The sequence below is a fragment of the Staphylococcus sp. HMSC077D08 genome (genome assembly GCF_001837945.1).
In the GTDB taxonomy this organism is placed as follows: Bacteria; Bacillota; Bacilli; order Staphylococcales; family Staphylococcaceae; genus Staphylococcus; species Staphylococcus epidermidis.
The window spans coordinates 164,180-180,289 of the sequence record NZ_KV834742.1 but is presented as its reverse complement, the minus strand read 5'-3'; the positions used below and the strand labels follow the sequence as shown (position 1 = coordinate 180,289).

General features: G+C 31.9%; 4 protein-coding genes. All 4 read left to right on the top strand.

All coding sequences use genetic code 11. The features are described 5' to 3' along the window. Positions 1-54 precede the first annotated feature (54 nt). The 4 genes from HMPREF2663_RS01650 to HMPREF2663_RS01635 all read left to right on the top strand — a co-directional run bounded on the left by HMPREF2663_RS01650 (position 55) and on the right by HMPREF2663_RS01635 (position 15,796). Positions 55-1,269, top strand: coding sequence for an MDR family MFS transporter (locus tag HMPREF2663_RS01650; RefSeq protein ID WP_002474989.1), 1,215 nt, complete (start codon positions 55-57; stop codon positions 1,267-1,269). A gap of 288 nt (positions 1,270-1,557) precedes the next feature. Then, entirely contained in the window at positions 1,558-3,975 is a 2,418-nt protein-coding gene (leuS, locus tag HMPREF2663_RS01645) for a leucine--tRNA ligase (RefSeq protein ID WP_141762225.1), read from the top strand. A 25-nt stretch (positions 3,976-4,000) separates the two neighbouring features. Next, on the top strand, positions 4,001-4,312 hold the full coding sequence (locus HMPREF2663_RS01640) for a rhodanese-like domain-containing protein (protein WP_001830891.1): 312 nt from the start codon (positions 4,001-4,003) through the stop codon (positions 4,310-4,312). A 405-nt stretch (positions 4,313-4,717) separates the two neighbouring features. Then, positions 4,718-15,796 carry a SasC/FmtB family protein gene (locus HMPREF2663_RS01635; protein WP_070845643.1) on the top strand — a complete coding sequence of 3,693 codons (11,079 nt, stop codon included), beginning with the start codon at positions 4,718-4,720 and terminating at the stop codon, positions 15,794-15,796. The last annotated feature ends 314 nt before the right edge of the window (positions 15,797-16,110 follow it).

Below are 16,110 nucleotides of genomic sequence, written 5' to 3'. Positions count from 1 at the left end.
GTGTTATAGTGTCTATTGTAGATTGAGAAAAATATAAAGAGAGGGACTCATGATATGAATATACCTAAATCAGTTTGGTGGCTAGTTATAGGTATGGCACTTAATATAACTGGCGCCAGTTTTTTGTGGCCTTTAAATACAATTTTCATGAAGGAAGAACTTCATAAGAGTTTAACAATTGCAGGTATCGTTTTGATGATTAATTCATTTGGAATGGTTGTAGGTAATTTGTTAGGTGGTTCTTTGTTTGATAAACTTGGCGGTTACAAAACGATTTTAATAGGTACATTTACTTGTTTATGTAGTACAACATTACTCAATTTGTTTCATGGCTGGCCTTGGTACGCAATTTGGTTAGTACTACTTGGATTTGGTGGCGGAATGATAGTTCCTGCTATTTATGCGATGGCAGGTGCCGTTTGGCCTAATGGAGGGAGACAAACTTTTAATGCTATATACTTAGCACAAAATATAGGAGTTGCTTTAGGTGCGGCATTAGGAGGTTTTGTGGCTGAATTTAGTTTCAATTATATTTTTATGGCAAATCTCATTATGTATGTACTTTTTGCCATCGTGGCGATTACACAGTTTAATTTAGAGATTAATGCTAAATTTAAACCACAAGATTCGATAGATTTAAAAAGCAAAGAAAATAAAAAACGATTTACTGCTATGATGCTAGTATGTGCAATGTTTGCAATTTGTTGGATTGCATATATTCAATGGGAAACAACGATAGCTTCATTCACTCAATCAATTAATATTTCAATGTCCCAATATAGTGTATTATGGACAATCAATGGAATAATGATTTTAGTAGCTCAACCGTTAATAAGACCAATTATCATCTTATTAAAAGGTAATTTAAAGCATCAGATGTTTGTAGGTATTTTTATTTTTATGAGTTCTTTCCTAGTAACGAGTTTTGCAAATCACTTTGCAATATTTGTAGTTGGCATGGTCATTTTAACATTTGGAGAAATGTTTGTTTGGCCTGCAGTACCAACTATAGCAAATCAACTTGCACCAGTTGGAAAGCAAGGTCAATACCAAGGATTTGTTAATTCAGCATCTACAGTGGGAAAAGCATTTGGACCTTTTATTGGCGGTATACTTGTAGATACATTTAATATGAGTATGATGTTTATTGGGATGATTATATTATTAAGTTTTGCACTGTTATTTTTAAGTTTCTATGATAAAGTGTTGCCTAAGAATTTTAAAAATCAACATCAATCAAGAGGACGACGAAATCAGAATGGTGTTTAATAATGTAATGATGTTTAATTAACTACTTGCATTCATTGACCATATACAATAATATTAAACACGTATAGTATTAAGCATTTAGAGGCTTTTCTACAGAGAGCTAGTGTTGGTGAGAACTAGTGTTAAGGACTAAATGACTTATTAACATAAACGACATTTAATTAGACATCTCTTACTATTAAAATGAAGTGCGCTAATTGTTAGCGAATAAGGGTGGTAACGCGGCGCAGGTCGTCCCTTTCAAATCATTAATAGTAGGGATGTCTTTTTTATGAATTAGGAGGAAATGTGTTGAATTATAATCATAAGGAAATTGAAAAGAAGTGGCAGAATAACTGGGAAGAAAATAAGACCTTTAAAACGAATGACAATTTAGGACAAAAGAAATTTTATGCATTAGACATGTTTCCTTATCCATCTGGTGCTGGTTTACACGTAGGTCACCCAGAAGGATATACGGCAACAGATATCATCTCACGATATAAAAGAATGCAAGGTTACAATGTATTACATCCTATGGGATGGGACGCTTTTGGTTTACCGGCAGAACAATATGCTTTAGATACCGGTAATGATCCTCGTGAATTTACACAGAAGAATATTCAAACTTTCAAAAGACAAATTCAAGAATTAGGATTTAGTTATGATTGGGATAGAGAAGTGAATACTACAGATCCTGAATATTATAAATGGACGCAGTGGATATTTATTCAGTTGTATAATAAAGGTTTAGCTTATGTTGATGAAGTTGCTGTCAATTGGTGTCCTGCATTAGGTACTGTTTTGTCGAATGAAGAGGTTGTCGATGGGGTATCAGAACGTGGCGGTCATCCTGTTTACCGTAAGCCTATGAAACAATGGGTGCTCAAAATTACAGAATATGCTGATAGATTACTAGAAGATTTAGATGAGTTAGATTGGCCTGAATCAATTAAAGACATGCAACGAAACTGGATTGGACGTTCAGAAGGTGCCAAAGTAACATTTAAAATTGAGCAATCTGACCAAAATATTGAAGTGTTTACGACACGACCAGATACAATCTATGGTACTTCTTTCTTAGTTTTAAGCCCAGAACACCCACTTGTGAATGAAATTACGACAAGTGATAAAGAACAAGAAGTCAAATTGTATCAAAATGAAGCATCAAAAAAATCTGATTTAGAACGTACAGACTTAGCTAAAGAAAAAACAGGTGTGTTTACTGGAGCGTTTGCAATTAATCCGCTCTCTGGCGATAAATTACCTATTTGGATAGCAGATTATGTTTTATCAACTTACGGTACTGGTGCAGTAATGGCTGTGCCTGGACATGATGAGCGAGATCATGAATTTGCTACGAAGTTTAATTTACCAATTATCGAAGTTATAGAGGGTGGCGAAGTTCAAAAAAATGCATACACAGGTGAAGGAAAACACATTAATTCTGGAGAATTAGACGGTCTAGAAAATGAAGCGGCAATAAGTAAAGCGATAGAATTGCTTGAATCTAAAGGTGCTGGTGAGAAAAAAGTCAATTATAAATTACGTGATTGGTTATTTAGTAGGCAACGTTATTGGGGAGAACCGATTCCTATTATACATTGGGAAGATGGATCAATGACTACAGTTCCTGAAGATGAATTGCCTTTATTACTTCCAGAAACAGATGAAATTAAGCCATCAGGTACCGGTGAATCTCCACTTGCAAATATAGATGCGTTCGTAAACGTTATCGATGAAAAGACAGGTATGAAGGGGCGCCGAGAAACCAATACAATGCCTCAATGGGCTGGCAGTTGCTGGTACTATTTACGTTACATTGATCCACATAACGAAAAAATGATAGCGGATCCTGAAAAATTAAAACATTGGCTACCTGTTGATTTATATATTGGAGGCGTGGAACATGCAGTACTTCACTTATTATATGCAAGATTCTGGCATAAAGTGTTATATGACTTAGGTGTTGTACCGACAAAAGAACCATTCCAAAAACTATACAACCAGGGAATGATTTTAGGCGAAGGCAATGAAAAAATGAGTAAGTCTAAAGGTAATGTGATTAATCCAGATGATATTGTTGCATCACATGGTGCTGATACATTACGACTATATGAAATGTTTATGGGACCTTTAGATGCTGCGATCGCATGGAGTGAAAAAGGTTTGGATGGTTCTAGAAGATTCTTAGATCGCGTTTGGAGACTTATCATCACTGATGAGAATTCAATCAATAAAAAAATTGTAGATTCTAACGATCATTCACTTGATAAAGTATACAATCAAACAGTGAAAAAAGTAACAGAAGATTTTGATACACTTAGTTTTAATACTGCAATCAGTCAATTAATGGTGTTTATTAATGAGTGTTATAAAACAAATGAAGTTTACAAACCTTATATCGAAGGGTTTGTAAAAATGTTAGCGCCTATTGCACCACACATTGGTGAAGAATTATGGAATCGATTAGGGCATGAAAATACCATTACTTATCAACCATGGCCAACATTTGATGAAAGCTTATTAGTAGATGATGAAGTTGAAATCGTAGTTCAAGTCAATGGTAAAGTTAGAGCAAAAATCAATATACCAAAAGATTTATCCAAAGAAGAAATGCAAAACTTAGCCTTGTCTAACGATAATGTTAAAATGAGTATTGAAGGTAAAGAAGTTAAAAAAGTTATTGCTGTACCTCAAAAGCTAGTTAATATAGTTGCTAAATAATATTTTTCTAAAGGAGTGCTATTAAATGGAGTCAATAACAGTAGATGAATTAAAGAAAAAAATATTAGATTCAAATCCAGTTAACATTGTAGATGTTCGCACGAACGAAGAAACTGAAATGGGTGTTATTCCTGGAGCAAAAACAATTCCTATGGATGAAATTCCTGATAATTTGAAAGAATTCAATAAAAATGATACGTATTATATTGTGTGTGCAGCGGGATCACGCAGTGCTAAAGTAGTTTCATATTTAGAAGAACAAGGTGTTCATGCTGTAAATGTCGAAGGTGGAATGAATGCTTGGGGCGATGAAGGTACTGTAATTGATAATATTTAAAGAACTTCGAAGTTGTAGATAACGATAATTCTAAGTTAAAAATTAATACAAATGAGTTTATAATTTATTCTAGGAATTTCTGGAATTAGAATGTATATCACAAATGTGGTCACTGAGTACGATTAAGATTTTGATTTGAAATCTTAATCGTACTTTTTTTGATATAAAAATCATTAAATAATTCAATGTGGATCTCAAAAAACAAATTCTGATATCAATTAAAAATATATTAAGATAAATTTTTATACTACTAGATTTAGAATAATATAGATGATAAAATTAAAAAGACTTTAAATAGTTGTGTTTAATTAAATGAGCGATATTGGGAAGAGTCATTACTTTAAATATTTTTCAAAGTTCATTAGACATACATCATAAAGAATTTACAACTAGGAGGCCAATTTAATGAATCTATTTAGAAAACAGAAATTTAGTATTAGAAAATTTAATATAGGTATTTTTTCAGCATTAATAGCTACAGTCGCATTTTTAGCTCATCCGGGGCAAGCAACAGCTTCAGAACTGGAACCTTCTCAAAATAATGACACTACAGCTCAATCTGATGGAGGGTTAGAAAACACATCTCAGTCTAATCCTATAAGTGAGGAAACAACAAATACATTATCTGAGCAAACAGTACCTTCATCTACTGAAAATAAGCAAACACAAAATGATCCTCATCATAATGCTCAACCAATTGCAATAAATGCTGAAGAAGCTGAATCTGCTCAAACAGCACCTTATACCAATATCTATGAAAATAATGATACGAGTGACAACGGGTTACATGTTAATCAGCCGGTTAAACATCATATTGAAGCCCAATCTGAAGATGTAACAAATCATACGAACTCAAATCATTCAAATTCATCGATTCCGGAAAATAAAGCTACAACAGAATCATCAAGTAAACCTAAAAAGAGAGGGAAAAGATCATTAGATACAAATATCGGAAATGACGCTACAAGTACAACTCAAAATATGGATCCAAATTTAAGTAATACAGGTCCAAATAGCATTAACACTGTAATTACATTTGATGATTTAGGAATAAAGACAAGTACAAATCGCTCTCGACCTGAAGTAAAGGTAGTTGATAGTCTAAATGGCTTTACAATGGTTAATGGTGGTAAGGTTGGTTTATTAAATAGTGTGTTAGAACGTACCAGTGTGTTTGATAGTGCCGATCCGAAAAATTATCAAGCAGTAGATAATGTCGTAGCCTTAGGACGTATTAAAGGAAATGATCCGAATGATCATGATGGTTTCAACGGTATAGAAAAAGAATTTTCAGTAAATCCTAATTCTGAGATAATATTTTCATTTAATACAATGACTGCTAAAAACAGAAAAGGTGGAACTCAATTAGTTTTAAGAAATGCAGAAAATAATCAAGAAATTGCTTCAACTGATATTCAAGGAGGCGGCGTATATCGTTTATTCAAGTTACCTGATAACGTACATAGGCTAAAAGTTCAATTTCTACCTATGAACGAAATACACTCAGATTTTAAAAGAATTCAACAGCTACATGATGGGTATAGATACTATTCTTTTATAGATACAATTGGTGTTAATTCTGGTTCACATCTATATGTGAAATCAAGACAAGTTAACAAAAATGTAAAGAATGGAAAAGAATTTGAAGTTAATACTCGTATAGAGAATAATGGTAACTTCGCTGCTGCTATAGGTCAAAATGAACTTACTTATAAAGTCACACTACCAGACAATTTCGAATACGTTGATAATTCAACTGAAGTTTCATTTGTTAACGGGAATGTGCCAAATTCTACGGTAAATCCGTTTTCAGTTAATTTCGATAGACAAAATCATACTTTAACATTTTCTAGTAATGGTTTAAATTTAGGAAGAAGTGCTCAGGATGTTGCTAGATTCTTGCCCAATAAAATACTAAATATAAGATACAAGCTTAGACCTGTCAACATCTCAACGCCACGTGAAGTGACTTTCAATGAAGCAATTAAATATAAAACATTTTCTGAATATTACATTAACACTACTGACAATACTGTTACAGGCCAACAAACACCTTTTAGTATTAATGTCATCATGAATAAAGATGATTTATCAGAACAGGTCAATAAGGATATCATCCCATCGAACTATACACTTGCTTCTTATAATAAATATAATAAGTTGAAAGAACGTGCTCAGACTGTTCTGGATGAAGAAACAAACAATACACCTTTTAACCAAAGATACTCTCAAACTCAAATTGATGATTTATTACACGAATTACAAACAACACTAATAAGTCGTGTGAGTGCTTCGAGAGAAATTAATGATAAAGCTCAAGAAATGACTGATGGTGTATATGATAGTACAGAATTAACTACTGAAGAAAAAGATACATTAGTTGATCAAATTGAAAATCATAAAAATGAAATTTCTAATAACATTGATGATGAACTTACAGATGATGGTGTTGAAAGAGTTAAAGAGGCTGGATTACACACTCTAGAAAGTGATACTCCACATCCAGTAACTAAACCAAATGCTCGACAAGTTGTGAATAACAAAGCGGAACAACAAAAGACGCTTATACGTAACAATCATGAGGCAACGACTGAGGAACAAAATGAAGCGATTAGTCAAGTTGAGGCACATTCATCTGATGCTATCGCCAAAATAGGTGAGGCAGAAACAGATACCACTGTGAATGAAGCAAGAGATAATGGTACGAGATTAATAGCTACAGATATTCCAAATCCAACTAAAAAAGCAGAAGCTAGAGAGGCAGTTACCAACAGTGCAAATTCAAAAATTAAGGATATCAACAATAATACACAAGCTACATTAGATGAAAGAAATGATGCTATCACACTTGTTAATAGATCAAAAGATGAAGCGATTCAAAATATTAACACTGCACAAGGTAATGATGATGTCACTGAAGCACAAAACAATGGAACGAATACGATACAACAAGTACCATTAACTCCAGTGAAAAGACAAAATGCAATAGCAACTATCAATGCTAAAGCGGATGAACAAAAACGTTTAATTCAAGCGAACAATAATGCAACGACTGAAGAAAAGGCAGATGCAGAGCGTAAAGTTAATGAAGCATTATTAACTGCAACTCAAAATATTAGCAATGCACCTACTAATAGAGATGTTGATCAAGCACAAACAATGGGAAGTGGTATCATATCCACAATAAGTCCTGCAACGAAGATTAAAGAGGACGCACGTGCAGCAGTTGAAGCTAAAGCTATTGCACAAAATCAACAAATTAATTCAAATAATATGGCAACAACTGAAGAAAAGCAGGATGCATTAAATCAAGTAGAAGCACATAAGCAAGCTACAATAGCAAATATCAATCAAGCTCAGTCAACTCAACAAGTTTCTGAAGCTAAGAATAATGGCATAAATACTATGAATCAAGATCAACCTAATGCAGTTAAGAAAAATAATACAAAAACATTATTAGAACAAAAAGGAAACGAGAAAAAGTCAGCAATAGCTCAAACACCTGATGCTACGACTGAAGAGAAACAAGAAGCTGTCAGTGTTGTTTCGCAAGCTGTTACCAATGGCAATAATCATATCAACCAAGCAAATTCTAATGATGATGTAGATCAAGCACTTAGTAATGCAGAACAAATTATTACTCATACTGATGTTAATGTTCAAAAAAAACCTCAAGCTAGACAAGCACTGATTGCTAAAGTAAATGAAAAGCAGAGTGCGATTAATACTGATAATGAAGGCACTATAGAAGAAAAACAAAAAGCAATTCAAAGTTTGAATGATGCTAAAAATTCAGCTGATGAACAAATTACACAGGCTGCTTCTAATCAAAATGTTGATAACGCCTTAAATATAGGTATAAGTAATATCAGTAAAATTCAGACTAATTTCACTAAAAAGCAACAAGCTAGAGATCAAGTAAATCAAAAGTTTCAAGAAAAAGAAGCTGAATTAAATTCAACTCCTCATGCAACTCAAGATGAAAAACAAGATGCGTTAACTAGATTAACACAAGTAAAAGAAAGTACACTCAATGACATAAATCAAGCACAAACAAATCAAAATGTTGATACAGCACTTACTAATGGAATTCAAAATATTCAAAATATACAAGTGGATGTTAGGAAAAAACAAGAAGCCAGAACTACGATTAATGATATTGTTCAACAACATAAACAAACTATACAAAATAATGATGATGCTACAACTGAAGAGAAGGAAGTCGCAAATAATTTAGTTAATGTATCACAGCAAAATGTAATTAGTAAGATTGATAATGCTACAACCAATAACCAAATTGATGGTATTGTGAGTGATGGTAGACAAACCATAAATGCAATCACACCTGATACATCAATTAAAAGAAATGCGAAAAATGATATTGATGGTAAAGCAGCTGATAGGAAAATAAAAATTCAAAGAATAAATGATGCTACAGCTGAGGAAATTCAAGAAGCGAATCGTAAAATTGAAGAAGCTAAAATTGAAGCAAAAGATAATATTCAACACAGTAGCACTAGAGACCAAGTAAATGAAGCGAAAACTAATGGAATAAATAAAATAGAAAATATAACTCCAGCAACTACTGTGAAATCTGAAGCTAGACAAGCAGTACAGAATAAAGCAAATGAACAGATTAATCATATTCAAAACACGCCTGATGCTACTAATGATGAAAAACAAGAGGCAATAAACAGAGTAAGTGCTGAATTAGCAAGAGTTCAAGCACAAATAAATGCGGAACATACAACCCAAGGTGTTAAAAATATCAAAGACGATGCGATAACTTCTTTATCTCGAATTAATGCGCAAGTTGTTGAGAAAGAGTCGGCAAGAAATGCAATCGAACAAAAGTCAACACAACAAACGCAATTCATTAATGATAATGATAATGCTACAGATGAAGAAAAAGAGGTCGCCAACAATTTAGTTATAGCTAGAAAACAAAATGCGTTAGATAATATTAACTCTTTATCTTCAAATAGTGATATTGAAAATGCTAAAGTAACAGGAATAAATGAAATAGCTAAAGTTTTACCAGCAACCTCTGTTAAGTCTAAAGCAAAAAAAGATATTGATCAAAAACTCGCGCAACAGATTAATCAAATTCAAACACATCAAACTGCTACAATTGAGGAAAAAGAAGCGGCTATTCAATTGGCAAATCAAAAAGCAAATGAAGCAAGAACAGCAATTCAAAATGAACATAGTAACAATGGTGTCGCACAAGCTAAATCTAACGGCATTCATGAAATTGAATTAGTTACGCCAGATGCGCACAAAAAATCTGATGCTAAACAAAGTATCGATGATAAATATAATGAGCAAAGTAATACTATCAACACTACACCAGATGCAACAGATGAAGAAAAGCAAAAAGCATTAGATAAATTAAAAATAGCTAAAGATGCAGGATACAACAAAGTTGATCAAGCGCAAACAAACCAACAAGTATCTGATGCAAAAACTGAGGCTATAGATACGATAACTAATATTCAAGCAAATGTTGCAAAAAAACCATCCGCTCGAATGGAATTAGATTCAAAGTTTGAAGATTTAAAGCGTCAAATCAATGCAACGCCTAATGCTACAGAAGAAGAAAAACAAGATGCAATTCAAAGATTGAATGTTAAAAGAGAAGAAGTTAAGAATCTAATAAATCAAGACAGACGTGACAATGACGTTGAACAGCACAAAAATACTGGACTTCAAGAATTAGAAACGATTCATGCTAATCCAACTAGAAAATCTGACGCACTTCAAGAGTTACAAACTAAATTTATTTCACAAACAGAGTTAATTAATAATAATAAAGATGCAACTAATGAAGAAAAAGATGAAGCTAAACGACTTCTGGAGATTAGTAAAAATAAAACTATAACAAATATCAATCAAGCGCAAACTAATAATCAAGTTGATAATGCTAAAGATAACGGCATGAATGAGATTGCTACCATAATACCAGCAACAACAATTAAAACAGATGCTAAAACGGCGATTGATAAAAAAGCTGAGCAACAAGTTACAATCATCAATGGTAATAATGATGCAACAGATGAAGAAAAAGCAGAGGCTAGAAAGCTGGTTGAAAAAGCGAAAACTGAAGTCAAATCTAATATTACAAATAGTGATACTGAAAGGGAAGTCAATAGTGCTAAAACTAATGGGTTAGAAAAAATAAACAATATTCATCCATCAACTCAAACTAAAACAAATGCTAAACAAGAAATAAATGACAAAGCTCAAGAACAATTGATCCAAATTAACAACACGCCTGATGCAACCGAAGAAGAAAAGCAAGATGCAACAAATAGAGTCAATGCCGGATTAGCACAAGCAATACAAAATATTAATAATGCACATAGTACTCAAGAAGTAAATGAATCTAAAACAAATAGTATTGCTACAATCAAGAGTGTACTACCCAATGTGATCAAAAAACCGACTGCTATAAATGATTTGACTCAAGAAGCTAATAACCAAAAGACTTTAATAGGTAATGATGGTAATGCTACTGATGATGAAAAAGAGGTTGCAAAACAATTAGTGACCCAAAAATTAAATGAAGAAATTCAAAAAATTCATGAAAGTACACAAGATAATCAAGTTGATAATGTAAAAGCACAAGCTATTACTGCAATTAAATTGATTAATGCAAATGCACATAAAAGACAAGATGCCATCAATATTTTGACTAATCTAGCTGAAAGTAAAAAATCAGATATAAGAGCCAATCAAGATGCAACTACTGAAGAAAAAAATACGGCAATACAATCTATAGATGATACGTTAGCACAAGCACGTAACAATATTAATGGTGCAAATACAAATGCGTTAGTGGATGAGAATTTAGAAGATGGTAAGCAAAAGTTACAACGTATTGAGTTGTCTACCCAAACTAAAACACAAGCTAAAGCAGATATTGCCCAAGCAATAGGTCAACAAAGATCGACAATAGATCAGAATCAAAATGCTACAACTGAAGAAAAACAAGAAGCACTTGAGAGACTTAATCAAGATACAAATGGAGTCAATGATAGAATACAAGCAGCTTTAGCAAATCAAAATGTTACAGACGAAAAAAATAATATATTAGAAACAATAAGAAATGTTGAACCTATTGTAGTTGTAAAACCTAAGGCTAATGAAAATATTAGAAAAAAAGCTGCGGAACAAACGACTTTAATAAATCAAAATCAAGATGCGACACTAGAAGAAAAACAAATAGCACTTGGCAAATTAGAAGAAGTAAAGAATGAAGCGTTAAATCAAGTATCACAGGCACACTCAACTAATGATGTGAAAATTGCGGAAAATAATGGAATTGCTAAAATTTCTGAGGTTCATCCTGAGACTAATATTAAACGTAATGCTAAACAAGAGATTGAACAAGTTGCGCAAAGTCAAATTGATACTATCAATACAAATAATAAATCAACTAATGAAGAAAAATCAGCCGCTATAGATAGAGTTAATGTAGCTAAAATTGATGCTATTAACAGTATTACTAATGCTACAACTACACAATTAGTTAATGATGCTAAAAATAGTGGTAACACGAGTATTACCCAAATATTACCAAGTACAGCAGTCAAAACTAATGCATTAGCAGCTCTAGCTACCGAAGCTAAAAATAAAAACGCTATAATAGATCAAACGCCAAATGCAACAGCAGAAGAAAAAGAAGAAGCAAATAATAAAGTTGATGGTCTTCAAGAAGAAGCAGATGCTAATATCCTGAAAGCGCAAACTACTGAGGAAGTAAATAATATTAAAAATCAAGCTGTTCAAAATATTAACGCTGTTCAAGTTGAAGTTATCAAGAAACAAAACGTTAAAAACCAATTGAATCAATTCATTGATAATCAAAAGAAAATTATTGAAAATACGCCTGATGCAACACTTGAAGAAAAAGCTGAAGCTAATAGATTACTTCAAAATGTACTAACGTCCGCATCAGATGAAATTGCTAATGTAGATCATAACAACGAGGTTGATCAAGCTTTAGATAAAGCAAGACCTAAAATTGAGGCAATTGTACCACAAGTTAGTAAGAAACGAGATGCTTTAAATGCAATCCAAGAAGCATTTAATTCACAAACTCAAGAAATACAAGAGAACCAAGAAGCTACGAATGAAGAAAAAACTGAAGCATTAAATAAAATAAACCAATTACTTAATCAGGCTAAAGTAAATATTGATCAAGCACAGTCAAATAAAGATGTAGATAATGCGAAAACACGTAGTATTCAAGATATAGAGCAAATTCAACCACATCCACAAACAAAAGCAACCGGGCGTCACAGATTAAATGAAAAAGCTAACCAACAACAAAGTACTATTGCAACTCATCCTAATTCAACAATTGAAGAAAGACAGGAAGCAAGTACAAAACTACAAGAAGTCCTTAAAAAAGCTATAGCTAAAATAGATAAAGGTCAAACTAATGATGATGTAGAAAAGACTGTAGTAAACGGAATAGCTGAAATTGAAAATATATTACCTGCTACTACAGTTAAAGATAAAGCTAAAGCTGATGTAAATGCTGAAAAAGAGCAGAAAAACATACAAATTAATAGTAATGATGAAGCAACGACTGAAGAAAAATTAGTTGCTAGTGACAATTTAAATCACGTTGTCGAGACAACAAATCAAGCTATTGAGGATGCGCCAGATACCAACCAAGTGAATGTAGAAAAGAACAAAGGTATAGGTACAATTAGAGATATTCAACCACTTGTAGTTAAAAAACCTACTGCCAAATCTAAAATTGAAAGCGCAGTAGAAAAAAAGAAAACTGAAATTAAACAAACACAAAATGCAACTCATGATGAAGTAAGAGAGGGTTTAAATCAGTTAAATCAAATTCATGAAAAAGCCAAAAATGATGTAAATCAATCTCAAACTAATCAGCAAGTTGAAAATGCTGAGCAAAATAGTTTAGATCAAATCAATAACTTCAGACCAGATTTTAGTAAAAAACGTAATGCAGTAGCTGAAATTGTTAAAGCGCAACAAAACAAAATTGATGAAATAGAGCAAGAATTTAGTGCTACACAAGAGGAAAAAGATAATGCGTTACAACATTTAGATGAACAGGTTAAAGAAATCATTAATTCTATAAATCAAGCTAATACAGATAATGAAGTAGATAATGCTAAAACTTCTGGGGTGAATAACATAACTGAATACAGACCAGAATATAATAAAAAGAAAAATGCTATATTAAAATTATATGATGTTTCAGATACTCAAGAAGCTATAATTAATAGTTATCCTGATGCAACTGAAGATGAACTTCAAGAAGCTAATAGTAAGTTAAATAAAATACTTTTAGATGCAAAAAAACAAATTGGTCTTGCACACACAAATAATGAAGTTGATGATACTTATAATGAAGTTTCCCAAAAAATGAAAACTATTTTACCACGTGTAGATACAAAAGCGGTAGCACGTTCTGTACTTAATGCACTTGCTAAACAATTGATTAAAAATTTTGAAAATACTCCAGATGTTACTCATGAGGAACGTAATGATGCGATTAATCATGTAAAAGAACAATTATCATTAGTATTCAATGCCATTGAAAAAGACCGAAAAGATATACAAGTTGCGCAAGATGAATTATTTGGATTAAATGAATTAAATAGTATATTTATCAACATAACTCAAAAGCCTACTGCCAGAAAAGCAATTAGTGATAAGGCGAGTCAATTAAACAACTCTATCAATAATACGCCATATGCTACAGAAGAAGAACGACAAATTGCACTGAATAAAGTTAAGGCGATTGTTGATGATGCAAATGAAAAAATACGAGAAGCTAACACTGATAGCGAAGTACTTGGAACAAAATCAAACACAATAACATTGTTACAAGCAATCAGTGCAGATGTACAAGTTAAACCACAAGCATTTGAAGAAATCAATGCACAAGCTGAAATTCAAAGAGAACGTATTAATGGAAATAGTGATGCGACAAGAGAAGAAAAAGAAGAAGCTTTAAAACAAGTTGATACATTAGTAAATCATTCATTTATTACAATTAATAATGTTAATAAAAATCAAGAAGTTTATGATACAAAAAACAAAACGATTGAAGCTATTCATAAAATCAAACCAATATCAACTATCAAACCACAAGCATTAAATGAAATCACTATTCAATTAGACGCTCAACGTGATTTAATAAAGAATAATAAAGAGTCTACAGTTGAAGAAAAAGCCTCGGCTATCGATAAATTAATTAAATATGCAGCAAGAATAGCCGAAGCAATAGATAAAGCTCAAACAAATGAAGAAGTTAAAGATATTAAAAAACAAAGTATTGATGAAATTTCTAAAATACTACCTGTTATTGAAATTAAATCGGCTGCAAGAAATGAAATTCATCAAAAAGCAGAAGTTATTCGTGGATTAATTAATGATAATGAAGAAGCGACTAAAGAAGAAAAAGATGTAGCATTAAATCAATTAGACACAACTCTAACACAAGCAAATCTTTCAATTGACCAAGCATTAACTAATGAAGCTGTTAATAGAGCTAAAGAAATAGCAACTTCTGAAATTAATAAAATTTCTGTCATTGCCATTAAAAAGCCTGAAGCTATAGCAGAAATTCAAAAACTAGCAGATAAAAAATTAAATAAATTTAAACAAAATCAAGAAGCTACTATTGAAGAAAAGCAATCAGCTGTCAATGAATTAGAACAAGCTTTAAAATCAGCTATTAATCATATTCATCAATCTCAAAATAATGAATCAGTGAGCGCTGCATTAAAAGAAAGTATATCTTTAATAGACTCGATTGAAATTCAAGCACATAAAAAATTAGAAGCTAAAGCATACATTGATGGATATAGTGACGATAGAATTAATGACATATCTTCTAGAGCGACTAACGAAGAAAAACAAATATTTGTAAGTAAACTTAAAGCTTTAATCAATCGTGCACATAAACAGATTGACGAAGCTGAAACAATTGTGTCAGTTGATACAATTGTCCGAAACTTTAAAGTTGAAGTGGATAAATTAAACTCAATTGTACGTAAAAAAGCTAAAGCATTGAAGGAAATTAAATTAGAAGCAGATCATGTAAAGCAAATGATAAATGCAAATCTAAGTGCTAGTACTAGAGTGAAACAAAATGCTCATACATTGATAAATGAAATTGTTAGTAACGCTTTAAGTCAACTTAATAAAGTAACCACAAATAAAGAAGTTGATGAAATAGTTAACGAGACGATTGAAAAACTTAAGTCAATACAATTAAGAGAAGATAAAATATTGAGTAGTCAAGGCTCAACAACATCTATGACAGAAAAATCTAATCAATGTTATAGTTCCGAGAATAATACAATTAAATCTCTACCAGAGACAGGAAATGTTGATAAATCAGTACCATTAGCTGGAGTTACTTTAATATCTGGTTTAGCAATCATGTCCTCACGCAAAAAGAAAAAAGATAAAAAAGTGAATGACTAATATTATAAATTTATAAACCACAGAATCGGAGATATCAATTAATAAACTCCCTTCAAAGTAGACATTAATACAATGAAAACTTTGAAGGGAGTATTTTTAGCTATTCAACATAAAATCGTCGCTAATCTATTATTAAACGTCTTTTAAGGATAGCAAAATGTAAATTCTTTTCAATACTATTAAGGTAGTTATTAATATTAACCATCTATATGTGAAATATAATATGGAGTTTAACACCTTTATCACATTCTAATAACAATCGTTATTCAAAGAACAACAAATTAATAATTGTAAATGAATATTTGAATTCAGAT

What these genes read in the sequence shown, in the direction of transcription:
- HMPREF2663_RS01640 (WP_001830891.1), top strand. Translation starts at nt 4,001, where the DNA reads ATGGAGTCAATAACAGTAGATGAATTAAAGAAAAAAATATTAGATTCA.
- HMPREF2663_RS01650 (WP_002474989.1), top strand. Translation starts at nt 55, where the DNA reads ATGAATATACCTAAATCAGTTTGGTGGCTAGTTATAGGTATGGCACTT.
- HMPREF2663_RS01635 (WP_070845643.1), top strand. Translation starts at nt 4,718, where the DNA reads ATGAATCTATTTAGAAAACAGAAATTTAGTATTAGAAAATTTAATATA.